Annotated in this window: 23 protein-coding genes; 11 read left to right on the forward strand and 12 right to left on the reverse strand. The window is 38.4% G+C overall.

Annotated features, from left to right (window positions below):
• The first annotated feature begins 104 nt into the window (after positions 1-104).
• Positions 105-1,280 carry a MalY/PatB family protein gene (locus C9J36_RS10655; RefSeq protein WP_107943122.1) on the forward strand — a complete coding sequence of 392 codons (1,176 nt, stop codon included), beginning with the start codon at positions 105-107 and terminating at the stop codon, positions 1,278-1,280.
• A 66-nt stretch (positions 1,281-1,346) separates the two neighbouring features.
• Here C9J36_RS10655 and C9J36_RS10660 read toward each other — a convergent pair whose 3' ends face one another.
• Both C9J36_RS10660 and C9J36_RS10665 read right to left on the reverse strand, forming a co-directional pair.
• On the reverse strand, positions 1,347-1,568 hold the full coding sequence (locus C9J36_RS10660) for a hypothetical protein (RefSeq protein WP_066166431.1): 222 nt from the start codon (positions 1,566-1,568) through the stop codon (positions 1,347-1,349).
• Positions 1,569-1,587: 19 nt separating this feature from the next.
• Positions 1,588-2,178, reverse strand: a complete 591-nt coding sequence (locus C9J36_RS10665; RefSeq protein ID WP_066166434.1) for a peptidylprolyl isomerase — start codon at positions 2,176-2,178, stop codon at positions 1,588-1,590.
• 213 nt (positions 2,179-2,391) lie between these two features.
• Between C9J36_RS10665 and C9J36_RS10670 the strand changes: the two genes are divergently transcribed.
• Positions 2,392-3,609, forward strand: coding sequence for an MFS transporter (locus tag C9J36_RS10670; RefSeq protein ID WP_066166437.1), 1,218 nt, complete (start codon positions 2,392-2,394; stop codon positions 3,607-3,609).
• 588 nt (positions 3,610-4,197) lie between these two features.
• Positions 4,198-6,048, forward strand: coding sequence for a transglycosylase domain-containing protein (locus C9J36_RS10675; protein ID WP_107943123.1), 1,851 nt, complete (start codon positions 4,198-4,200; stop codon positions 6,046-6,048).
• 480 nt (positions 6,049-6,528) lie between these two features.
• Here the strand turns inward: C9J36_RS10675 and C9J36_RS10680 are convergent, their stop codons facing one another.
• Positions 6,529-7,092, reverse strand: a complete 564-nt coding sequence (locus C9J36_RS10680) for a DUF5366 family protein (RefSeq protein WP_107943124.1) — start codon at positions 7,090-7,092, stop codon at positions 6,529-6,531.
• A 170-nt stretch (positions 7,093-7,262) separates the two neighbouring features.
• Between C9J36_RS10680 and C9J36_RS10685 the strand changes: the two genes are divergently transcribed.
• From C9J36_RS10685 to mnhG, 7 genes are read left to right on the forward strand one after another with little or no spacing between them, the layout of a single operon-like run.
• Positions 7,263-9,698 (forward strand): Na+/H+ antiporter subunit A, encoded by a 2,436-nt coding sequence (locus C9J36_RS10685; RefSeq protein ID WP_107943125.1) that lies wholly within the window; start codon positions 7,263-7,265, stop codon positions 9,696-9,698.
• Positions 9,685-10,122, forward strand: coding sequence for a Na(+)/H(+) antiporter subunit B (locus C9J36_RS10690; RefSeq protein WP_066166449.1), 438 nt, complete (start codon positions 9,685-9,687; stop codon positions 10,120-10,122). Before C9J36_RS10685 ends, C9J36_RS10690 begins: the two co-directional genes overlap by 14 nt.
• A complete protein-coding gene (locus C9J36_RS10695; RefSeq protein WP_066166452.1) occupies positions 10,122-10,463 on the forward strand; it encodes a Na(+)/H(+) antiporter subunit C in 342 nt (113 codons plus the stop codon). Before C9J36_RS10690 ends, C9J36_RS10695 begins: the two co-directional genes overlap by 1 nt.
• On the forward strand, positions 10,456-11,946 hold the full coding sequence (locus C9J36_RS10700; protein WP_107943126.1) for a Na+/H+ antiporter subunit D: 1,491 nt from the start codon (positions 10,456-10,458) through the stop codon (positions 11,944-11,946). The genes C9J36_RS10695 and C9J36_RS10700 overlap by 8 nt, the downstream gene beginning before the upstream one ends.
• Positions 11,946-12,425, forward strand: a complete 480-nt coding sequence (locus C9J36_RS10705; RefSeq protein ID WP_066166461.1) for a Na+/H+ antiporter subunit E — start codon at positions 11,946-11,948, stop codon at positions 12,423-12,425. The genes C9J36_RS10700 and C9J36_RS10705 overlap by 1 nt, the downstream gene beginning before the upstream one ends.
• Positions 12,422-12,703 (forward strand): Na(+)/H(+) antiporter subunit F1, encoded by a 282-nt coding sequence (locus C9J36_RS10710; RefSeq protein WP_066166464.1) that lies wholly within the window; start codon positions 12,422-12,424, stop codon positions 12,701-12,703. The genes C9J36_RS10705 and C9J36_RS10710 overlap by 4 nt, the downstream gene beginning before the upstream one ends.
• Positions 12,687-13,058, forward strand: a complete 372-nt coding sequence (gene mnhG, locus C9J36_RS10715) for a monovalent cation/H(+) antiporter subunit G (RefSeq protein WP_107943127.1) — start codon at positions 12,687-12,689, stop codon at positions 13,056-13,058. Before C9J36_RS10710 ends, mnhG begins: the two co-directional genes overlap by 17 nt.
• Positions 13,059-13,174: 116 nt before the next feature.
• Here mnhG and C9J36_RS17410 read toward each other — a convergent pair whose 3' ends face one another.
• Both C9J36_RS17410 and C9J36_RS10720 read right to left on the reverse strand, forming a co-directional pair.
• Positions 13,175-13,339, reverse strand: a complete 165-nt coding sequence (locus tag C9J36_RS17410) for a hypothetical protein (RefSeq protein ID WP_201261935.1) — start codon at positions 13,337-13,339, stop codon at positions 13,175-13,177.
• Between the two features lie 331 nt (positions 13,340-13,670).
• Positions 13,671-15,170, reverse strand: a complete 1,500-nt coding sequence (locus C9J36_RS10720) for a leucyl aminopeptidase (protein WP_107943128.1) — start codon at positions 15,168-15,170, stop codon at positions 13,671-13,673.
• A 390-nt stretch (positions 15,171-15,560) separates the two neighbouring features.
• Between C9J36_RS10720 and C9J36_RS10725 the strand changes: the two genes are divergently transcribed.
• A complete protein-coding gene (locus C9J36_RS10725; protein ID WP_082799023.1) occupies positions 15,561-16,034 on the forward strand; it encodes a divergent PAP2 family protein in 474 nt (157 codons plus the stop codon).
• Between the two features lie 203 nt (positions 16,035-16,237).
• Here C9J36_RS10725 and C9J36_RS10730 read toward each other — a convergent pair whose 3' ends face one another.
• From C9J36_RS10730 to C9J36_RS10760, 7 genes are all read right to left on the reverse strand, one after another.
• Positions 16,238-16,567: a YuiB family protein gene (locus C9J36_RS10730; protein ID WP_066166473.1), complete on the reverse strand. Its 330-nt coding sequence runs from the start codon at positions 16,565-16,567 to the stop codon at positions 16,238-16,240.
• Positions 16,568-16,693: 126 nt separating this feature from the next.
• Entirely contained in the window at positions 16,694-18,496 is a 1,803-nt protein-coding gene (locus tag C9J36_RS10735) for a carbon starvation CstA family protein (protein ID WP_066166476.1), read from the reverse strand.
• 128 nt (positions 18,497-18,624) lie between these two features.
• A complete protein-coding gene (locus tag C9J36_RS10740; RefSeq protein ID WP_107943129.1) occupies positions 18,625-19,356 on the reverse strand; it encodes a LytR/AlgR family response regulator transcription factor in 732 nt (243 codons plus the stop codon).
• A 9-nt stretch (positions 19,357-19,365) separates the two neighbouring features.
• Positions 19,366-21,102 carry a sensor histidine kinase gene (locus C9J36_RS10745; protein ID WP_201261936.1) on the reverse strand — a complete coding sequence of 579 codons (1,737 nt, stop codon included), beginning with the start codon at positions 21,100-21,102 and terminating at the stop codon, positions 19,366-19,368.
• Positions 21,099-21,605, reverse strand: coding sequence for an NUDIX domain-containing protein (locus C9J36_RS10750; protein ID WP_066166484.1), 507 nt, complete (start codon positions 21,603-21,605; stop codon positions 21,099-21,101). Before C9J36_RS10750 ends, C9J36_RS10745 begins: the two co-directional genes overlap by 4 nt.
• A 607-nt stretch (positions 21,606-22,212) precedes the next feature.
• Positions 22,213-23,424, reverse strand: a complete 1,212-nt coding sequence (locus C9J36_RS10755; protein WP_066166487.1) for an NAD(P)/FAD-dependent oxidoreductase — start codon at positions 23,422-23,424, stop codon at positions 22,213-22,215.
• A gap of 196 nt (positions 23,425-23,620) precedes the next feature.
• Positions 23,621-24,817 carry an EAL-associated domain-containing protein gene (locus tag C9J36_RS10760; RefSeq protein WP_066166489.1) on the reverse strand — a complete coding sequence of 399 codons (1,197 nt, stop codon included), beginning with the start codon at positions 24,815-24,817 and terminating at the stop codon, positions 23,621-23,623.
• Positions 24,818-24,930: the final 113 nt, after the last annotated feature.

Genomic DNA, 24,930 nt, shown 5'->3' on the forward strand with positions numbered 1-24,930 from the left:
TAATGCGAGTCTAAATCGATTGTGATGTGCTTTTACACTTCATCATCTATAGCTTTTTTACTTTATGCAAAATCAAATTATTACAAAGAAAAGAGTGATTATGTATGTCAAATTTTAATGCAACTATCGATCGCCGTAAATCCCGTTCTTACAAATGGGACCGCATTGAGCAAATTTTTAATATTGAAGATGCTAGCGATATTTTACCAATGTGGATTGCAGATATGGATTTCGCAGCTCCAAAGGAAGTAATTGAGGCAATTGAAGAACGTTTAAAGCACCCGATATTTGGTTATTCATATGTCTGTGATGGCTGTAAAAAAGCGGTTGTTAACTGGTATGAGCGCCGTCATCAATGGACGATTCTTCCTGAAACAATTTTATTCCATCACGGTGTTGTTCCAGCAATCGCAAGTATCATTGAAACATTTACAGCTCCGAATGATAAAGTGGCGATTTCAACACCTGTCTATCCGCCATTTTCGAGCGTTCCAAAAAATCAAGGTCGTGAGCTTGTTTTTTGTGACTTAGTAGAGGTAAATGGCTCTTACACGTATGATTTTGCACAGCTTGAAGAGCTATTTAAGCAAGGAGTGAAGCTATACATACTATGTAATCCTCACAATCCAGCAGGTGTTGTTTGGAGCCGCGCGCAATTAGAGGAGCTAGTAGCACTATGCATTAAGTATGATGTTTATTTATTAGCAGATGAAATTCATGCAGATGTGGTGTTACCTGGTGCAAAATTCGTACCTACATTATCTGTTGCAGGTAGCGAGCAAGCGAAAATAATTTCGTGTATTGCCCCTACAAAAACGTTCAATTTAGCTGGTATTCAGGCAGCTATGATGGTTGTTCCAAATGAAGATTTACGCAAGCAGCTAGAGGAAAATGCTGCCGCACATGGCAAAATGGACTTAAATGCATTTGCTTCCGCTGCTGTACAAGCTGCTTACACATATGGCGATACATGGTTGGATGAATTAATTGATTATTTATCAGTAAATATGGATTACGTCAGCAAGGAATTAAATGCACTTGATGGTATTTCTGTTGCTAAACCTGAAGGTACTTACTTAATGTGGATTGATTATAGAGGCACAGGCTTATCTGAAAAAGAAATGATGCAACGATTATTAACAATTGGTAAACTTGCTTTAGAGCCCGGCACAAAATATAGCGAGGCAGGACGAGGCTTCTTACGTATGAATGTCGCTTGCCCATTCTCTGTCGTTGAAGATGGCGTTGCCCGCTTTAAAAAGGCACTTGCTACTAATTAAGCTTTGTACAATAAGGGTTTGTCCGAAAGTAGGCTAGCGCGCCGCTTTCAGACAAACCCTTACTTTTTATTGTTGATTTTCTTGTTTCATGCGTTCGTCACGCTCTGCTAATGCACGCGCTTCGAGTTCCTTCGCCGCAAGCTCTTGCTTTTTCGAAAATTTACGTATAAGTTTAACGACAAATACGCAAAACACCATTAAGAGAAGGACTTCGATGGCAGCCGGCAAGTAGGAGGACTTATCCTCTGGGAATTGAATAAAACTAAAATTTAAAATGAATGAAGCCATTTTTTCACACTTCTTTCAATTAATTATTTAATACCGTAATTGATTCGATTTTAATATCTTCAAGTGGCTTATCACGCATATCCTTTTTCACACCTGCAATTTTATCGACAATATCCATACCCTCAACTACATGACCAAATACTGTATGTTTATGGTCTAACCATGGTGTACCGCCATGTTCAGCATAATACTCAATTGCTTCTTTCGGGAAGCTTGCTTGCTCCATTTGACGAATCATATCGCTTGGAATATGAGGCATTTGCACGATGAAAAATTGTGAGCCATTTGTATTTGGACCAGCATTCGCCATTGATAGTGCTCCGCGGAAGTTAAATAAGTCATGGTGGAATTCATCTTCAAAGGAACCACCCCAAATTGATTCGCCGCCCATACCTGTACCAGTTGGGTCACCGCCCTGAATCATAAAATCAGTAATTACACGATGAAAAACAATCCCGTTATAATACCCTGATTTCGCATGACCTAAAAAGTTTTCAACCGTTTTTGGTGCATGCTCTGGGAATAATTTAATTTTAATTGAACCCATTGTTGTGTTCATTTCTACTAAAATTTCGCCTGCATTTAGCTCTGTCGTTAATTGTGGAAACATGCATGTCTCTCCTTTAAATTTAATCATTAATCTTTCCTATTCTAACATATTTCTTTTTACTTTTCCGCTTTTAGCAATCAAGTTGCTTCCTTCGTGTTACGAAATAAGTTATACTGTATGTCAATATCTTTTCTCAGCTAATTCCCCTATATGTTTAGTTGTCTCGAACTTCTGCTGAGTATTATTACTAAGTTGGAAAGAAAGTGACGCACAATGAAAAATCGGAAACACAATTTTATTATTATTTTAATCGCAAACTTTATCGTTGCAGGATCCACAACAATGATTATGCCATTCCTTTCACTATACATTGATACGCTCGGTAATTTTTCTGAAAGCTATGTGCAAAGATGGGCTGGTCTTATTTTTGCTGCGACCTTTATTACAGCATTTTTAATGTCACCAATATGGGGGCGGATTGCGGATAAATACGGTTATAAGCCTATTATGATTATTAACTGCTTCGGTATTGCAATAAGCATCTTTTTAATGGGCTATGTGCAAGATGTTGGGCAGTTTTTTGTATTGCGCTTATTTATGGGTGTTGTGACAGGATTTATTCCTACATCTATCGCATTTATTAGTAGACATACGCCAAAAGAAATCGCAGGAAAAACGCTCGGCACATTACAAATGGGCAGCGTTGGTGGAACTCTATTCGGTCCGGTTATCGGGGGCTTACTTGCGGACACTTTTGGCTTTACGTATACATTTTTATTTACCGCGGCTGCTATCGTTCTTTCGGGCATTATTATTATTTTCGGTATTAAGGAACCTGAAATTATCAAAAAGAAAAAAAGTGCAATTTATTCACGCAAAAATGTTTTGTGGGCTATTTTCCACCACCGCCTTATGTTTAGCGTGATGATTGTCACTAGCTTAATTCAAATTGGCAATTTTAGCATCCAGCCATTACTTTCCTTGTATGTGACCCATTTAACCTCAGCCACCAATGTTGCAATGCTTGCAGGTGTTGCATTTAGTGCGGCTGGCTTAGGCAATATATTATTTGCACGCTTTTGGGGTCATTTAAGCGACCAAATTGGCTACGAGCGTGTGCTGACTGGCTTATTAATTTGCTGCGTTCTTTTTGTCGTACCGCAAGCTTTTGTTACTTCACTTTGGCAGCTTATTTTATTGCGGCTTTTATTCGGCATTGTAGCAGGTGGCTTAATTCCAATTACATCAGCACTTATTCGCCGTGATGCACCTGTTGCTGTTCAAGGAGAAGTAATGGGCTATAGTCAGAGCTTCCGCTTTTTAGGGAATATTATTGGTCCTGTACTTGGTGGAGTTGTAAGTGGATTACTTAATATTCCATCTGTTTTTTTTGTAACAGGTTCTTTATTCCTTATAGCCTTCGTTATTTTATACTTTATCCAAAAAGCACCAAAACAATATATGGATGACATGCTAAAGGAGCATGCCTAGGAGAAGCGCCTGAAAACATGCTAAAGCACTGTTTTTCGGGCGTTTAGCTTGGTTTTTATAAAGTGAAACTTCATTTACGGGCAGTTGATTTCTCACTTATCCTTAGGTCGATTTCACTTTATTCTTGAAGTGGGAGGCTTACTGCCCGTTAATGCGGGATAAAAATTAATTTTCTATGTATCAAAGATAGCTCGGTCTTTTTAGATGGCTATTTTATTAACCTTTAATCATTCCCGAAAAACCCAAATTATGCTATGATAACAGGCGTATTGATTATGTAAATAATGTATATTAATTAGCGTGTTTTATAGGCGGAAATGCTTTTTATTAGGCATACGCTCGTTGATTGTAGGGGGCGACTCCATCGTGACAAAGTGTAGGGAGGCTAAAACCGCCGCGTCCTGCGGCAACACCTCCATGACCAACATCCTATGGGCCTCGAGCTGAAAATCCATTTATTTCGGCGAATGCCGAAATAAATTAGTTAAAGCCGTCCCCCGCAACGGAAATCAACGAATTGCTAGGCTTTCTAAAATAAAGGCTAATAAACACACCTGCTATGATAAGTCATTATCGGAGGCATCATTTATGAAAAATTTTTTTGGCTTTCTTATTATTCTTAGCTGCTTTCCTCTTTTGTTTTATTTAAGCGGCGAAATATTTCAGGAAATTGAAGCAGCAAAAGCGTTTGAAAATCAAATGAAGCAATCTATCGAATTACCGACTATCACTTCTGCCCTACCTATTACATTATTAGATAAGGATAATAATGTATATAGTGAGGAATATGTAGAATGGCGGCAGCCAATGCCGCTTGAAAATATCCCTCAAATCGTCAAGGATATTTTCATCGCTAGTGAGGATAGTGATTTTTACGAGCATATCGGCTTTGATTTAAGTGCGATTGTTCGTGCATTTGTTATTAATACGAATGAACAATCTGTTCAACAAGGCGGTAGTACGATTACACAGCAACTCGTGAGAATGCGCTATCTATCTGAGGAAAAAACATACGAACGAAAATTAATGGAAATATTTTATTCTTATGAGCTCGAAAAACGTTATAGTAAAAAAGAAATTTTAAATATGTATTTAAACGAAATTTATTTTAGCAATCAAGTATATGGCATCGCTAGTGCAGCCACTTATTATTTTGGCAAACCACTAAATGAGCTTTCATTAGCAGAAATTGCCTTTATTTCTGCTATTCCCAATAATCCGTCACTATACGACCCATTAAAAAATTTCGAGCAAACAAAGGCACGGCAGGAACGTTTACTTCAAACATTAGCTGAGCATCAAATAATTACAAATGCAGAAGCGGAAACGCAAAAAAGCTTACCAATTCAGCTAAATGTTAAGCAAAAAATTCAGGCATATCCCGCATATAGTACATACGTCTTGCAGGAATTGAAATGGCTCATCGCTCAAAACGAAGGATTAAATATTTTAATAGCCAATGCGACGACAGAACAGGAAAAACAGCAGCTACAAACACAGTTACAGGATAAAGTGCAAGGACTGCTTCAGCAAGGTGCTGTTGTACATACTGCGCTCAATCCTACGAAGCAACTAGCTGATGAGCAAGCGATTAATAACATCCTATCAATACCAGAGCTACAAGCGAGCGCCATTAGCATTGATAATGCCACACGAGAAATTACAAGCATTTATGGCGGCAAAAATTACAAAAAGTTTGATTTACATCGTGCCTACCAAGCACCACGTCAGCCGGGTTCTGCTTTTAAACCGTTAATCGTTTACGCACCGTATTTCGAAATAACAGATTACGCACCTAGCTCTACTGTAAGCGGCGGAGCATATTGTATTGGTACGTTTTGTCCGCAAAATTATGGTGGAGGGCTTTATGGTCAAGTGTCGTTATCAACAGCTTTCCGTTACAGCTACAATACGAGTGCATTGCGTCTTTATAATACAATTGGTATCGATGCAGCCTTTCATTATTTAGATAAATTTCATTTCCGCTCTCTCGATTCGAAGGACAAAACATATGCTGCAGCACTGGGTGGATTAACATACGGTGTCACAGCACTTGAAATGGCGGATGCTTATACAAGCTTTATCGATGGCTCTTATTCTCAAGTCCATGCCATTCGCAAAATAACGGACACAGAGGGTAATGTTCTTTATAAATGGCCGACTGAGCGCACCGTTATCTGGTCGCCAAAGACTGTGCGTTACATGCGCCAAATGTTAACAGAAGTTGTCACAAACGGAACAGGAATTGGACTTTACACAACAACAAATTATATCGGAGCAAAAACAGGTACAACCAATGATTTTAAAGATTTTTGGCTAGCTGGCTTAACAGATACAGAAACAGCTGCTGTTTGGATTGGCTACGACACGCCCCGCTCCATGGAGGCACTCGAACGCTACCAAATCCATTTTGCCATTTTCAATGCGATTGTCGACTGAAGTTGAGCGTGAAAAGAGCCGTGCAATTGCCGGCATTTTTCACGCTTTTGCTAGTGCTTTAATAAAGTGAACTTCAATCAGGGGGAGGTTTTCCTGCCCGTTAATGCAGGATAAAATATTTGCTCATGGAAATAGCGAGGGCTTCCTTTGAAAATGAAAGAAACATGGAGGCTAGCAATGTTTCCCCTAAGTAAAACAGAGTGGCATGAGGAAGTCGATTTACACCGTATATTGTGGAAAATCGGCTTTTTTATTGCTATTTAGTAGGCGTTAGTTGAAGCGCTCCTCCGAACGGAAATCAACGAATTGTTAGGTATTCTTTATGAAACAAAGGCTGACTAAAAAATTTATAAATATAGGTGTATTGATTATGTAAGTGGTGTCTATTCATTAGCGTGTTTGGTAGGGAAACGCTTTTTATTAGGCACTCTCTTGCTGATAGAGGGGGAGAAGGCGAATCAACACATCTGCCCCTTCCCTTTAATTCGCAAATGGCAAACTTGCTAACACACCATTGTAAAGCTTCATGACAACATAAAAGATTAAAACAATAAATAATGCCCAAACTATAATTTCAAAGAATATTAAACCAATCATCCCACCAATGGACATAAAATTACTCATCTTATATACCGTATAAATGAAGTATATGAAAATTGTCAGCAAAAAGATGACGAGTAATATGACGAAGGATTGTATACCGAATGCGGATAACAATGCACCGAAAAAGAAAATAACATAGCCTCCACGTGCTGCATTCATCATTTCTCCAGCTTTATCACTGGAAAAAAACAACATCCCTAACTCATGAATTGTTTCACCGATTAGCTTAAAAGCGGAAAACATCATAAAAAAAATAAGTGCAAAAACAATTAACAAAAACATACGCAGCTCTAAATCGGATAAAAATTCACGCATTCCAGTATAGACGCCAATCACTTTAAAAAACTCAATCGATTGTGTGACGGTAAAAATACCGAATGTCAAACTAAATAATAAAATGGTGAATAACGGTAAATAACCGTACAAATATGGATTTTTCATAAAAATTTTTTACCCTCAAATTTCGTTATTCTTTCCTATTTATAATAGCGAACAAATAGGTCAGACTGCAAGAGGATAAATACCCTAGAGCGCATGCAATTGCATGAAAAATCAGTTATAATGAATTTTGTTAGCATTTTTACACCGTTATGAAAGGAGGATTTTGATAGATGCAAGTTTTAGCGATTTTTATTCCTTTATTAGCTGCCATCTTTATTCCGTTTTTATTCCGTAATGTTCGAACTATACATACAGGTTGGTTTGTACTTATTGTGCCAATTCTACTTGTTGGCTATTATGCAACATTTATTTCCCGGGTAATGAATGGAAATGATGTTCTTGCTTCTTTTAATTGGATTCCATCTTTAAATATTTCCTTCATCTCGTATTTAGATGGACTTAGCTTATTATTTTCTTTATTAATAACAGGGATTGGTGCACTCGTTGTACTATATTCAATTTTTTATTTAGACAAAACGAAGGAGCAGCTACATAATTTTTATATTTATTTATTAATGTTTATGACAGCTATGCTTGGTGTTGTACAGTCTGATCATATGATTACTTTGTACTTATTTTGGGAGCTAACATCGATTTCTTCATTTTTATTAATCGCTTATTGGTTCCAGCGTGATAAATCACGTTTTGGTGCTTTAAAATCAATGATGATAACAGTAGCAGGCGGTTTACTAATGCTCGGGGGCTTTGTGCTTTTAGCTTTAATGGGCGGTACTTATTCCATTCGCGAGCTTGTTGCTCAGGCACCACAGCTTGTCAACGAATCTTATTTTGTTCTAGCACTTGTGCTTATTTTATTTGGAGCCTTTACAAAATCAGCACAGTTCCCATTTTATATTTGGCTACCAGATGCTATGGAGGCGCCAACACCCGTAAGTGCTTATTTACACTCTGCCACAATGGTAAAGGCAGGAATCTACTTAGTCGCACGCTTTACACCGATTTTCGCCGCATCAGAAGTTTGGATTTGGCTTGTAACAGGCATCGGTTTACTAACCCTTTTCTGGGGCTCATTATTTGCAGTAAAGCAGACGGATTTAAAAGGCATATTAGCCTTTTCAACAGTTAGTCAACTAGGCTTAATTATGGCTTTATTAGGGGCTAGTGCCATCGCCTTTCATGTAGAGGATGCAGCAAATACAGTGTTTAAATATGCAGCATTTGCAGCAATTTTTCATTTAATCAACCATGCAACATTTAAAGGTAGCTTATTTATGATTGCTGGTATTGTTGACCATGAAACTGGGACGCGTGATATACGAAAGCTTGGCGGATTAATGAGCATTATGCCATTAAGCTTTACTGTTGCTTTAATTAGCAGTTTATCTATGGCAGGTTTGCCACCGTTTAATGGCTTTTTAAGTAAAGAGATGTTTTTAACAGCTATGCTCACGCTTAAAGATTTTGAATTATTCGAATTCAGTACTTGGGGCATTTTGCTTCTTGTGATAGCAGTAATTGCAAGTATTTTTACATTTGTCTATAGCTTTTATTTTGTTTTTAAAACGTTTACAGGAAAATTACAAGCTTCGGAGCTACCACAAAAACCGCATGAAGCACCAATTGGCATGCTCGTAGCACCGATGATTTTAGCAGCACTCGTTGTTATTATTTTCTTTATTCCAAATTTAATCGGTGAGGTATTTATTAAGCCCGCTGTTTTTGCGATTCAACCATTTTTATATCAAGACCCATTTTTACAATTTACGCCAGCAGGTATTGATATTACAGTGAAGGCATGGCACGGCTTTACAGCACCTGAATTATGGCTAACAGTTTGCATTGTCATTGTTGGCGCACTTCTTTTTACAACGCTCGGAAAATGGCAGAAACTGTACCGTATCCAGCCTGCGAAGCTTTCATTAAATACATTTTATGATTTTGTGATGGATGGCGTTTTAAATCGCACAATGGTGAATGTATCAAAGCGTGTTATGCATGGTTCTATGCGCCATTATTTGATGTATATGTTTGCAGCAATTTGCTTCATCGTTATAGGTACTTTATTTTATAAAGATGCATTCAAAATATCCTTTGAAGGTGCTGCACCAATCGAATTATATCAATTAATACTAATTATCGTGCTCGTGTTAGGTACATTGACCACTTTAATTGCGAGGTCACGTATTACGGCAATTGTTGGATTAGGAGCTGTTGGCTATACAGTTGCGCTGTTTTTCGTTATGTTCAACGCGCCAGATTTAGCATTAACACAGCTTGTTATTGAAACGATTTCAGTTGCGCTATTTTTACTTGTCTTTTATCATTTACCACGTTTAGGTAAAGTCCAAGAATATACACCTTTCCGCTTTAGACGTTTAGCAGTTTCTATCGGAATTGGTGCAATGGTCACACTTGTCGCTTTATCTGCACATTCACAAAAGCTAGTAGACTCTATTAATCAGTATTATAAGGACACTGTCTATTCTTTGGCAGGCGGTGGAAATATCGTCAACGTCATTTTAGTAGATTACCGTGGCTTCGATACATTGTTTGAAATTACAGTGCTTGGTATTGCAGGTATGGGCATTTATGCAATGATCAAATTGCGTTTAAGCAGAAAGGAGAAAACAAATGAAAGCGAATAAACTTAAAACGAATGACCTTATTTTGCAGTTTACAGCAAAAATCGTCTTTTTCATTATTTTCTTCTTCTCTATCCATATTTTCTTTGCAGGGCACTATACACCAGGCGGTGGGTTCGTCGGCGGTCTATTAACGTCCAGCGCCATCGTACTGCTAGTCATTGCGTTCGATTTAAAAACGGTGCGTAAAATCTTGCCAATTAACTATATGTATATGACAGCAACTGGGCTCATTTTAGCTTTAGCTACAGCTGCATTTCCAATATTCGTTGGCAAACCGTTTTTTACGCATTTTTTCGATTATTTCGATTTGCCGCTGTTTGGTAAAACCTCTTTACATACAGCCGCATTATTTGATTTAGGTGTATTTTTGGTTGTTGTCGGTGTAACGATGACCATTATTCAAACGATTGGGGAGGATGAATAATGGAGATTGTCATGGCATTTGTATGTGGCTTTTTATTTATGGCTGCCATTTATTTAATTTTATCGCGTAGCTTGCTGCGCATTATTATTGGGACAGGCTTGCTTAGCCACGGGGCTCATTTGCTTATTTTAACAATGGGTGGTCTCGGTGGTACTGCTCCCCCTGTTTTGGCTGAAGGTGTCACAGATTTTGCTGACCCAATCCCACAAGCTCTTATTTTAACGGCAATCGTAATTGCTTTTGGGGTAACAGCATTTATTTTAGTGCTTGCCTATCGTGCATATCAGGAGCTTCAAACGGACGATACGACGGCAATGAAAGGGAGTGGCATAGATGATTAACTTCCTTCTCTTTCCTATATTAATTACATTCTTCACTGGAATGATTCTGATTTTCTTCCAGAAGAATATTTTTATGCAGCGTAGCATTTCATTAATTTCGTTAGCTACCGCAACAATCTGCGCCTTTTTAGTTATGTTACAAGTGCAACGCGAGGGCATTCAGTCTGTCACTTTCGGTAATTGGCCTGTACCCTACGGTATTACAATGGTTGCTGATGGTGTATCAACATTGCTCGTTTTTACCTCTTTATTGCTAGCATTTTTCCTTATTTGGTATAGCTTCGGCTCTATCGGTAAAGAGCGTGAGCATTTCTTTTACTATCCAGGTATTATGTTTATTTTAACTGGTGTCAATGGCGCTTTTACAACAGGTGATATTTTTAATATGTTCGTATTTTTTGAGGTATTATTAATGTCCTCTTATTTGCTTATTGTGCTTGGTGGAGAGAAGAAGCAATTACGTGAGTCAATTCAATATCTTTTAGTAAATATTATTTCCTCCGCCTTGTTTGTTATTACTGTAGCTTATTTGTACTCTGTTGTTGGTACATTAAGCATGGCCGATATTTCAGTGAAAATTGCAGAAATTAATCAACCTGGTATTATTACAACAATTGCAGTGCTATTTTTAGTGGTATTTGGCTTAAAAGCAGCCATTTTCCCACTTTACTTCTGGCTACCTAGCTCCTATGCTGCGCCACCAATTCCTGTTTTGGCATTATTTGGTGCTCTATTAACAAAGGTTGGGGTTTATGCAATTATGCGTACATATACGCTGTTTTTCGTTCATGATATTGCCTTTACACATCAATTGCTATTGATTTTTGCAGTATTAACAATTATTGCAGGCTGTATCGGTGCTTTGGCACATTTCGATGTAAAGCAAATTATTATTTATAATATCGTCATCGCAGTTGGTGTCATTTTATTTGGTGCTGCACAAATGAATTTTGATGGATTAGAGGGTGCGATGTTTTATTTAATCCACGATATGATTATTAAAGCTGCGCTCTTTATGCTTGTCGGTATTATTATTTATATTACTGGCACAAGCGATTTGCGTAAAATGGGCGGCTTGATGAAAAAATATCCTTCGCTTGGCTGGTTTTATTTAATTGCAGCATTTGGCTTAGCAGGTATTCCACCTTTAAGTGGCTTTATTGGGAAATTATTAATTGTACAAGGTGGCTTTGCTGCTGGCAATACAGGAACTAGCATTTTCATTTTGGCATCAAGCTTAATTGTTTTACTATCAGTCATTCGCATTTTTCTTTATGCATTTTGGGGTAAAGAAGGACAAACTGTACAAATTCAAGAAAAGACGTATAAGCAACTGTACTATCCAACTGTGATTTTAGTTGTTATTTCAATTGTTTACGGTGTTGGAGCAGAATGGGTAACACCATTTATGGATGCGGCTGCCCATGTATTAACAGATCCTTCTGTCTATATTGAAGCGGTCATGAAAGGAGCGCAACCTTAATGGCATTTCAAATATTATTAAATTTTTCACTTGCCCTATTATGGATGTTCCTTGGGGATAATTTTACAGCTAGCGGTTTTATTATCGGCTACTTACTTGGTTTAGCCGCTGTGCTTTTAATGCGCCGCTTCTTTAATGGGCGCCTATATACAGAGCGTGTTTGGGCTTTCATTAAATTAACGTTTTTATTTTTAAAAGAGCTAATATTAGCTAATGTCGCTGTACTGCGAGTTGTACTAAAGCCTAATCTTGATATGCAGCCAGCATTTTTCAAATATGATACGACATTAACAGAAGAATGGGAAATTACGCTTTTATCTAGCTTAATTACTTTAACACCGGGCACCGTTGTTGTCCACGTATCAGACGATGCGAAAAGCTTATATATTCATGCAATTGATGCAAAGGATGTGGATGAGACGATTGATTCCATTCGTAACTCCTTTGAAAAAGCGATTTTGGAGGTGAGCCGTTCATGAGCTATTTTATTTGGGGTTCGATTGTCATTGTCATGCTATCAATGATTTTAGTTATTTATCGCTTAATTAAAGGACCAAATCCTTCAGATCGTGTTGTTGCGCTCGACTCAATAGGGGTTTCTCTTATTGCATTAATCGGAATGTTTTCGATAATGGTGGAAACGAGCTTTTATTTAGAAATTATTTTATTGCTCGCGATTTTATCATTTATCGGTACAGTAGCATTTTCGAAATTTATTGAGAAAGGAGACATTATTGAACGTGACAGTTCTCGCTAATATTTTAATTGTTCTCTTTATCTCGATAGGCGTTATTTTTATCGCAGTTGCAGCTATCGGTTTATTCCGACTACCAGATTTATATACGCGCGCGCATGCTGCTTCAAAAAGCGCTACATTAGGTGTTATGAGTGTGTTAATCGGCGTTTTTTTTCACTTCTGGTTAATTGAAGACCACTTCAATCCACGCATATTACTCGGCATTTTGTTTATTTTTATGACCGGCCCTGTAGGTGGACATATTATGAGCCGCTCCTCTTATATTGCAGGTGTCAAACCATGGTCAGGCACTGTCCGTGACGACTTAAAGCCTGAAATTGAACGCATGAAAAAAGAGCAAAAAGTACAAGACTAAAAAAGTGTATGAAATCGAAGCTTCGATTTCATACACTTTTATTTTGTGAGCGAATCACGGTGTGTTATGAGCGAATTTTAGCTGTTTACGAGCGAATCATTACTTTTGACCTACTATCATCGATAATATGGTCCGTAAAATGGGCGTCTATACGGTGGGTATGGCGGGTATGGTCGATATGGCGGATAATAGGGATAGCGTTGAGGATAAAATTGATTACCTAAAAATCCACCGAGAAAGCCACCTAAAAAAGGCGCACCAAAAGTAAACCACGGAAACATGAAAAACCCCTCCTTTGCTTTACTATATGACAAAAGCATAGGAAATGGTGACAAAATAGGATGGAGTTGTCCGAAAAGTCCATTTTGTTTTGCCGCCGCATTGAAATAAAGGTTTTCATCGCTTCCCTTTTACTGAAGGAGTACACTGCTAAAGCGAATTTTCATCCCATTTTTAAAAGAGGCGTTCTCTGTTTATAGGAATCAACATTTTGCGAAACATCATCGCTACTGTCCAAAATGCCGGCTATGCACGGCTTTTTGGACAGCCCCATTTCATTAAAGTAGTAAATATAGTAAAGCAAAGAGCTACCCTTAAAGGCCTCTAAGCTTTTTATTTTTCCTCAGCTAATTGCTCAATAAAGCTTGCTAAAGTTCGTACCATTACACCTGTACCGCCCTTTGGTCCAAGGTCATACGCCGCGCCAGCATCTGAAGTGCCTGCAATATCTAAGTGAATCCATGGTGTATCCTCTGCGAATTCACCGATAAAGCCACCACCGAAAATCATATGGCCATCGCGACCAGGTGAGTTGTTTAAATCTGCTAATTCAGAGTTACGAATGCGTTTTTTATCGCTTTCTGTAAGCGGTAAACGCCATACAAATTCATTCGTATCTACAGTCGCTTCCATAAACTCCTCGAAAAATGCCTCATTATTTGTTAATGCGCCTGTCTTATCCTTTCCTAAGGCAACGATTACACCGCCTGTTAAAGTAGCAACATCAATTAAATAATTAGCACCCTGCTGCTTTGCGTATGTTACTGCATCTGCTAAAACAAGACGACCTTCTGCATCGGTATTAAGCACTTCTACCGTCTTTCCGCTTAATGTTGTAATAACATCGTCTGGCTTTAACGCTTCACCAGAAACCATATTATCTGTAGCCCCAACTACGGCCATTACATTTTTATTCGGTCGTGTTTCACCGATAATTTTCATTGCGCCTAAAACAGCAGCTGCACCACCCATATCGCCCTTCATACCAACCATGCTTTCGCGAGGCTTTAGTGAATAGCCGCCTGTATCATATGTTACACCTTTTCCTACTAAGCCAATTACATCTTCCCAAGTATCCTTTGCCTTATACTTTAATGTAATCATGCGTGGCTCTTGCACAGACCCTTTATTAACACTTAAAATAGCACCCATACCTAGTTCTTCCATCTGCGCTTTATTTAAAATTTCTACTTCAAAGCCGTATTGCTTGCCAAGCTCCTCCGCATAATCCGCTAAGTCTGTCGCCGTTAATAAATTTGGCGGCGTATTTACTAACGTGCGTGCCTCATTTGTTGCCTCCGCATAAATATGCCCTACCTCGTAGTTAGCAGCAACTTCCTCTGCTGGGCTAGCTGCTACAAAATGAACATCCTCTAAATATGTATCTGCTTCATTTGATGTTGTTTTGTAGTGTTTTACTTTGTAGAAGCCTAAGCCAATGCCCTCTCCAGCTAAAAATGCTGCTTCTTCTTCCGTAATATTTTCTGTTGTAAAGGACTCTAGCCAAATTGTATAAGCAGTCTTTTTTGACGCTTTTAATTGTTTACCAATTGAACCAAATGCGTTACGTAATACTTCTGCTGTTAAGCTTTTTCCTTCCCCAAGACCAACAAATAAAATATGCTTTACTGCTTTTCCAGCGATAGGTAGCTTTGTAATCGCTTTCGCCTCAGATGAAATTTCCCCACTACTCAACCACTCGTCAATATGGTCTCCAAAAGCACTCGGTAATGCTGACCAATTGTTCATTTGCTCACGGTGCTTTTGTACACCAACGATTAATACGTCTGTCGTCACTTGCTCTAATGTTGTCGATTGTTTTGCGATATTCATTGCATACATCCTCCAATTATTTTCTCTTGCATTAACAGGCTAAAAGCACTGTTGCCTGAAAATGTCTAATTAGCAAAAGCTAACAATCCATATGCTACAAGAACATTTACTGATTGCAGTTTCAACTATATAGCTCTATTATACAATATTATAATTATTCGAATAGCGAAATATTTGCTTTTTTAAAATTTATAAAGTAAAACTTCAATCAGCGGAAGCTTTCCTGCTGGTTATTAGTTGAACCAATCGGGCTTTTATGGACAGTTCAGCTCCTACTTATCCTTAGGCTGGTTTTCATTTAACTTGTGAAGTAGGATTTTTACTGCCCATTAATGCGGGGTAAATATGCTATACTTTAGATATTAGATAATTGGAGAGGTACGGTGAAGGATGGAGCTTTTACAAAACACCCCGCTTATAATCGGTATTTTTGCTATTTTACTGGCGCAATTTTTAAAAGTCCCGATTTATTTTCTTGCGACGAAAAAAGTTAATTGGAGCTTGCTCACATCAACAGGTGGAATGCCAAGCTCGCACTCTGCCGCTGTGGCAAGTATCGCAACCGCAGTAGGCTATGAAACAGGCTTCAACTCACCTATTTTTGCCGTAGCAGCAATGCTTGCTGGTATCGTTATGTACGATGCAAGCCACGTGCGTTTCCAAGCTGGACGACATGCCGCTGCATTAAATGAAATTCGCCATGATTTACAACATTTTTTTCGTGAAATTAAGCGCTGGCCGGAATTAAACGAGGAACAAAAAATTGAAGATTTGAAAACATTACTCGGCCATAAAAAAAGCGAGGTAGCGATTGGAGCACTGTCTGGTATTATACTGAGTGTCATTGTTTATCAATTTCTGTAAAAAAGACGCCTAAAAAGCGTGCTAGAGCACTGCTTTTTGGGCGTTTTGTTGATATTTGATTAAAAGTAAGTAGCTCATTATCAATTACACCGAAGTGTAATTACGTTCAGTTTTTTCAAGCTTGCTTGAAAACTCCTTTCAAAATCTGTGACATCCGCTGTCAGAAGTTGAAAGGTTGGAAACAGTTGAATTTAAGCTGGCATTTAAAACATGCGATAGCCATTTTTGCGTAATAAAATCATGACAATCCCTGCAATAATTGCCCCGACAAAGCCACCTGATAAAATAATAATATCCGCTAGCTGTAGTGCGAAAAATTTATCGACCAATGATGGATAAGCTGTGCCAGCGTTGAAAATATAATCTAAAAAGCTAATTTCATCCGCATCAATAATAAAGACAACGATAACCGGATACACGATTGCCATCAACCATGTCATGCGTAATAACATATTTAATAAAAAGCCGATGCCGAAAAACATCACTAAAAACAATAGTGTTGAAATAATTAATTCTGGAATTGAAACTGTCATTATGTAAACCCTCCGATATTCTCTCCATCAAGTTTACATGATTAAAGAAAGGCTTTCAATGTTAAGTCCTCACACAGCAAAAAGCCGTGTCAAAATCAAAATCATTTTGACACAGCTTGTTCACGATTATATAGCATCAACCGCCTTGCCTTTAACGAAGCGTGGACTGTTCCATAGGTCCTTCCATTTACGCGCTGCCGTCACAACGATAATCAATCCTAAAATCACCATAATAATCGATAAAATACCGTTTAATACGCTATAGCCACCTGCCGCCGAGTTCCAATACACATTTTTCACCATCCAGTATGCGGCTACGTTGACGGTAACATATAAATACGCCAATGGTATCATACAAGTCAAAACGTAAATACGTTTGTCTGCCATTTTCAAAATAATTGTCGCACCACATACTAGACCAATAGAAGCCATCAGCTGATTCGATACACCGAATAATGCCCAAACTGAGCTAATATCACCTGAGTAAAGAAGATAGCCCCACATAAAGCATGCCAGTGCCGAAGCAAAAATATTCCCCGGTAGCCAATCCGTTTTCTTCAATGGCTTATAAGCTTGCCCTAAGAAATCCTGTATTAAGTAACGTGCCACACGTGTTCCAGCATCAATCGCTGTTAAAATAAACACAGCCTCAAACATAATGACGAATTGATAGAAATATGAAGTTAACTCGGAGAACCATTTAATACCTGTGAAAATATACGTCATGCCGACCGCTAATGTAACAGCTCCGCCCGTACGTCCTTCTAAATCCATACCGATTTGCTCAGATAGCATCGTTAAATTGACCGTATCCATACCTAGTGTTGCAAATACTGCTGGTGCAGAGTTAATAGCAAAATAGTCACCAGGATGTAAAGCCGTCGCAGCGATTAACGCCATAATACCAACTAAACATTCTACTAGCATCGCTCCAAAGCCAACAACGCGAATATCTTCCCATTTATCAATCATTTTAGGCGTAGTACCTGAGCCGACAAAGGCATGGAAGCCAGAAATAGCACCACAGGCTATTGTAATAGATACGAATGGCCAAACGGGACCTGCTACAACAGGACCTCCCCCACCTAAGAAATCAGGAATAATCGCTGGGAATTGAATTGCCGGATTAACGATAAAAACACCAATAATTAATGCAATAAATACACCGATTTTCATAAAGCTACTTAAATAATCACGTGGTGCAAGCAATAGCCAAACAGGCAATGCCGCCGCAAAGAAGGCATAAATCGGTAAAATAAGTGCTAATGTTTGACGGTCTAATGTTAATAAATCACCTAGCCAAGTGCCTTGAATACTTGGTCCTACGAAAACACCAATCATTAATAATATAAAGCCAACTGCTGATGTCATGAGTAAATTGCCTGTTTTCTTATAGGCAATTCCTACAAGCATGGCAATCGGAACCGTAATAGCTACCGCAAATGTCCCCCAAGGGTTTCTTTCTAGTGCGCCTAGTACAACCATTGATAAGCCGGCCATCGTAATTGTAATAATGAACAACATTGCCAGCCCTGTACAAAATCCAGCTACAGGCCCAAGCTCCTCTTTCATTACTTCAGATAATGATTTACCACCGCGTCGCATCGAAGCAAATAAGACGACTGCATCATGTACAGCACCCCCTATTACCGCTCCAATTAACAGCCATAGAAGCCCCGGTAAATAACCAAACTGTGCTGCTAAAACAGGACCAACTAACGGACCAGCCGCCGCAATCGCCGCAAAATGGTGCCCAAAAGCGACCCATTTGTTGGTGGGTACATAATCTTGCCCATCATTCAGCTTATGCGCTGGCGTAGGCTCGTTATCATTGATTTTTAAAACCTTTTTTGTAAAGAAATAACCATAAAGACGATACGCTATAACTAAAATACAGATTGCCCCTATAACAATTGAAATTGCATTCATCTTAACTTTCATCCCCCTTATTCTTTCTTTTTTACAAGAGTAGCAAAAAGATTAGGAAATTGGATAAAATCACATTAAAATGTCAGAATAATCTGTTAAAGCGTCAAATTTTACTGTTCAAATGCATATTAAGTTTCAAATATTTTTCGAATTTCCTTTACATACATACGGCTCACAGGCACACTATGTCCTCCTTGTAAAATGACATTGTATTTGGACGTGCCCCATGATTCAAGCTCCTGCAAATGCTCTAAGTTAATTAAAAACGCGCGATGAATGCGTATAAAATTAGGGGTAAGTTTTTTTTCTAACATAATTAATGATTCTGCGCTGCTATAGCATTTTTGCTCTGTAATTACTTTTGTTTTACTGCCCTCTGAAGTGAAATACAGTACATCCTGCAATTTAATTAGTGCAATTCTATCCTCATTAGAAACAGCTATTTTCCCCATTTGCTTTATTTTTTCTTTCACCGCTGGTTCCTTGCGCTCGCTTTTCTTTGTCATTGTCATTAATTTGAGGATGGTTTGCTCGATTCGCTGCTGCTCAAAGGGCTTTAAAATATAATCAAAGGCATTCATATTAAAAGCATCAATTGCATAATCGTCATATGCAGTAGCAAATACAATTAAAGGCTTGTCCTCTCGTTGTAGCAATTCCTTCGCTTGCTCAATGCCATTTTTATCAGAAAGCTCTATATCTAAAAATAAACAATCGATTTCTTCTATTAAGTTGCCCTCTAGCACTTGTTGTAAATCCTCTGATTCCCCTACCACTTCAATTTCAGAAAATTGCGATAATAAATATTTCAGTTCATCACGTGCTAGAGGTTCGTCATCAATAATGAATACTTTATACATTTTTATCACCTAGTCATCTATCGGAACAAAAATCTTTACCGTTGTCCCTCTATTTTCTTTACTTTTAAACTCTACCTTTCCACGGTAATTATATATTTCTTTTAAACGCTCTGATATATTCCATAATGCTGTACCCGTTCCATTAGGCGAATCTATCACTTGATTGCCCAATAAAGTTAATTTCGTCTTTTCTATACCGCAGCCATTATCAGCCACAATAATTTCAAGCATCTCTACATTTTTTCTCGCGGTAATGCTGATTTCACCATTTTTAAGCTTTTTAAAGCCATGATGTATCGCATTTTCAACGAGTGGCTGTAACGTAAAAGGCGGTACAAGCACTTTTAATAAGCGTTCATCTATATCAAATTTCACCGCATATTTATTTGGGAAGCGCGCCTGTTCAATCGTTAAATAGGCTTCGATATGTTCTATTTCTTTTTCTAAAGGTATGCGCATTTGCCGCGCACCTTGCATATTGCTTCTGAAAAAAGAGGCAAGCTGTAATAGTAAATGACGTGCTTGCTCTTGGTCTGTACGGATTAAACTTGATATCGCATTAATGCTATTAAAGAAAAAATGCGGATGAATTTGTGCTTGTAGCGCTTTAATTTCAGCATCCTTTAATAATTTTCGCTGTTTTTCCACTTCTGCATACTCAAGCTGTGTAGAAAATAATTTACTTAGACCTTCAGCTAGCTCCTCCTCTACCGCAGTAATATGGGCTCCATCTGTAAAATACATTTTTAACGTCCCTACCGTTTGCTGGTGCACTTGTAAAGGTAGGACGAGGGCCGCCTGTAATTTACAATCTTTATGAGGGCAACTAATTTCTCCCTTTTTCGTTGCCTTAATAATTTTGCCATGTTTTAGCACATCATATGTTAGCTTCGTCATAATTTTTTGCTTCGTTAGGTGATGGTCTGCCCCTTCGCCAACATGCGCTAAAATACCATGCTGGTCTGTAATGGCAACTGCGACTACACCTGTAGCTTGCTTAATGATTTCCGCAGCCTGATAGCACGATTCCTCATTTAATCCTTGCCTAAAATGGATAACTGTTTTTTGTGCAATTTGAAACGCCTCATGTGTTTGTGTCGCCTTCGTACGCCGCTCCTCAGCAATTGATGTTTTAATAATAAGACAAAATAAAAAAATTCCAAATGCATTCATAAAAATCATCGGCACTGCGATAATTTGCACTAAATTCAATGCCATTTCAAAAGGTCGGGCAATTAGCAAAATGACAAGCATTTGCAGGCACTCCGCCAATATCCCAATGCCCATCGCGTGTCGGTAGGAAAATGTTTTTTCGACATGAAGCTTGCGCCCTAGAAACCCTGTAATAATTCCCGCTAAAATCGTTGAAATACCACAAGCAATTGCTGTATAACCACCTAGAAAAATACGATGGACACCAGCGATTAAACCAGCGCCTATGCCGACTGCTGGTCCGCCGAAAATTCCTGCAATTGCGACTCCTACTAATCTTGTATTGGCAATAGCTGCTGTTTCTTCAACCTGTATTCTTACAATGTTTGCACTAATATTCCCATTGTCAATGCGAATACCTAAATAACTGCTTATTATACCTAATGCGCCGAATACTACAATAAGTATGAGCTTCGATGAAGTATTTTGCTCCCGATACAATATGCTTTGGAACGGTCGCCATTTGGAGATTAAGAATGCAAATATGACAATGATTCCAATACGCTCCAACATATAGACGGATAATTCAATCATTTATGGTCCTCATAATTGTTAAAAAATAAATGATAAGCTGTATAGCCAAATACTTTTCCGGGGTCAATATCTGTCCATAAGCCTAACTGGTGCTGTTTTACATGATATGTAGACATTTCTGCTAGCATTACAGATGATTTCGGATCTTGCGCCAACTTCTCTGGCGCAATCCAATAGGCTGCCACAATCTCCCCCTCCTGTATTTGTATATGCTCAGTTGTTGCTTTGCCATAAAATATCGCCATATTATCGCTTATATCCTCACGAATAACACCTGTTCGAAAGCCAATAAGTCCCTGTATCGTGCAATCAATGCCCGTCTCTTCCTTTACTTCGCGCCGTGCAGCCATATCTGCTGTTTCAGCCTGTTGCACAAAGCCAGCAGGTAAAGACCAACAGCCTTTTAAGCCACCGTACGATTTCTCCACTACAAGCCATTCCCCATCCCTGTTTTCAATAACGGCTGCGACGCCTAGCCATACTTTCCCACGCTCTTTTGACATACTCATTCCCCTTTCCTATGTACTATTATAAGCTTGCTTCTTTCAATAAGAAAAGCATATAAAGTGAAACTTTAATCAGTCGGAGGTTTTCCGACTGATTATTAGTTGAACCAATCGGGCTTTTACGGGCAGTTGGTCTACTGCCCGTTAATGCGGGATAAAGTGAAACTTTAATCAGTCGGGGGTTTTCCGACTGATTATTAGTTGAACCAATCGGGCTTTTACGGGCAGTTGGTTTACTGCCCGTTAATGCGGGATAAAGTGAAACTTCTATCAGTCGGGGATTTTCCGACTGATTATTAGTTGAACCAATCGGGCTTTTACGGGCAGTTGGTTTACTGCCTGTTAATGCGGGATAAAGTGAAACTTCTATCAGTCGGAGTTTTTCCGACTGATTATTAGTTGAACCAATCGGGCTTTTACGGGCAGTTGGTTTACTGCCTGTTAATGCGGGATAAAAAAACGGCTATCTGAAAAGTTGTGCGTTAGCTCACTTTTCAAACAGCCGCTGTCTTAAAATAATTACATCTCGTCTAACTTTAGTCCAGATTTTTTCGAGCTCGCTCGAAAACGCTTCTTCAAAATCTATGACCTCCGCTGAAATAAATTAGATAAATTTAAACTTCCCTTTTTTCACTGTTAAGCCTACGCCACCTACTAAGTATAGTGCGCGGTTATCTACAATTTTCTTCAATGCAGATGCCGTTTTACCAGTAAGCTTGCGACCTACAGCATCAGCAATCGCATCATCATGCCCTAGAGAACAAACAGCGCCTTTGTCATCATAAACAAATGTTTCTGTTTCTTCACCATTCATCAAATGCTTAATGTTTTTCGCAATTGTAACAGCCTGCTGCATTGCAATTTGTGCAGTTGGTGGATATGGACGTCCAGCCTCTTCATTTAATAGGAAGGCACAGTCACCTACTACGAATACATCATCAAAGCCTGGTGCACGCATATCTTTACGTACAGCGATACGCGCACGATTTGATTCGATGCCAGATGTTTCAACAAGCTTGTTTCCACGTACACCAGCAGCCCAAATTACTGTACCTGCTTTAATGAATTCAAACTCATCTTCACCTTTTTTAATATTAACGCCTTCTTCTGTTGCTTCAACAACAGGTGTACCGATTGAAAACTCGATACCTTTTTTCGCTAATTGTGCTTTTGCATATTCTACTAAGTTTGGATCAAAGCCTGGTAAAACCATTGGTGCTGCTTCGACACATAGTACGCGCACTTTTTCTTGTGGAATATCAAACTCTTTGCAAAGCTCTGGTACACGGTTACCAAGCTCACCTAAAAGCTCAATACCTGTAAACCCTGCTCCACCAACGATAATTGTTAGCTTGCTATCATCCTTCACTTCATCTAATGACCATGAAGCAAATTGATATTCAATATGCTCGCGAATTTGGCGCGCAGCATTTAAGTTTGCTAATGATAAAGCATATTTATCTAAACCTGGAATACCGAAAGTCTCACCTTCGAACCCTAGGCCTAAAACTAAATAATCATACGTCATTTCACCAGCAGTTGTTTGCACTTTGCGTTCATTAACATCAATGCTTTCTACAGATGCTTGTACAAAGCGAACATTGTTGTTAAGTACATTTGCAATTGGATAACGTGCAGCGTCAGGTGAAATTGTACCTGCTCCTACTTCGTGTAACCAAGTTGTTTCATAGTGGTAATCATTTTTGTTCACTAAAATAATTTCTGCTTGTTCACCACTAACCATTTTTTGAAGATTAACAGCTGTTGTTAATCCGCCATAGCCCGCGCCTAATACTAAAATTGTCGGTCTTTTCACTGAAATCAAAACCCCTTTAATTGTATTATACTAGCGCAAGGCAAATAAAAAAGAAGTACGAAATACTTCACTAATACTTACGCTAGGTCGACATATTTTCGACAAAAATCTCTCCCTACTATATTAGCCCTTTTATGCTACAATTTCAACACCTTAAAAGCAAAGTATTTTCATTTGATATATTGTTGTTTTCCCACTAGCTCACAATGTTATTTTCATATAAATAATCGTACGATACATCCATAAACAAATATTCATTTTGAGGCAATGCCATTGAATATGTTCTTGTCAGCTCTGCTGTTTCAATATCGCTATATGTTTCGGAAAACTTGCTTTGACCGTCATGTCGCATTTTAATTAAATTTTGTAAAAAGTATGGTCGCCAGCTCCAATTTTTATGAATGGCATCCTGCTGAATTCGCCAATTTCCTTCTATTAGCATAATATTTGGTGTTGTTTGAAACCCTTCCCCATCACAAATATAGAGTCTAAAAATATACGGACGTAGCTTTTCAGCTAATTGTAATAAGCTATCAATATTTGTGCTTGTCGGCTCGACTTGTTCAACTGCTGCAATAATTTTCCTTTCCAACATTTTCGTTGCTTCATATTTTTGCTCTAATAGCTTCTTTTCCGTCATAATGAACTGCTTACATTCATCATGGAAGCGAGATTTTAGCGTATCTCTTGCGATAAATTCCTTTAAAGGCGGCTCTAAATAAACGCCTTTATAATAGCGTGCTCCATTTTTCCAGCCATGCTGTAGTTGATAAACCGCATCTACATTGCTTACTAGTAAAGATGCGCCAATTTTTAAAGCTAATGCGCGAAGCGTGGAGAATACATGGTTTTGCGCGCTCCAATGATTGTAATCTAATTGCTCCACTTTCATCTTTAATACATAGGGCTCTAATAATAGGATGTGATTCAAGTTGCTATGCGCTCCTATATCATCAAGCGCTATTTTAATTCCGTATGTTTTCATATATTTTACGACATGGTGTAATTGCTCGATATTCCCTTTATAATGGTGCTCGCTAATAACAAGAACAAGTTTTGACAATAACTGCTCTGGCAGCATTTCTTTTAATAATGTAAAATAACTCTCTCCAAAATCAAGCATTAATAAGTTTGGATTACACGGTATATATAAATCGACATCATTTATTTTATCCCCTACGATTTGCAGTGATTCGCGAATAATGAGCTGCTCAATTTCGGCACGAATTTCCTCTGGAATTTCTTCACTAGCTGAAAACATAGTTAAATTGATATTTTCATCCAACTGTCCCAGCACCTCATATGCAGCCACACTATGCTCATCTGCGCTATAAATAGGCTCAAACAATATTTCAATTTGATCGAGTTTATCTAACACATTTAATACATCCATTGCCAAGCCTCCCTATTTAATCTCTGCTCTTATCATAATCTATCTCACTTCTTTGTTCAAAGGTCTGCTATGTGATTATTTTTAATTAAAATATCTTGCAGTATAATAAGGTT

It is taken from the genome of Metasolibacillus fluoroglycofenilyticus (assembly GCF_003049645.1).
GTDB lineage: Bacteria > Bacillota > Bacilli > Bacillales_A > Planococcaceae > Metasolibacillus > Metasolibacillus fluoroglycofenilyticus.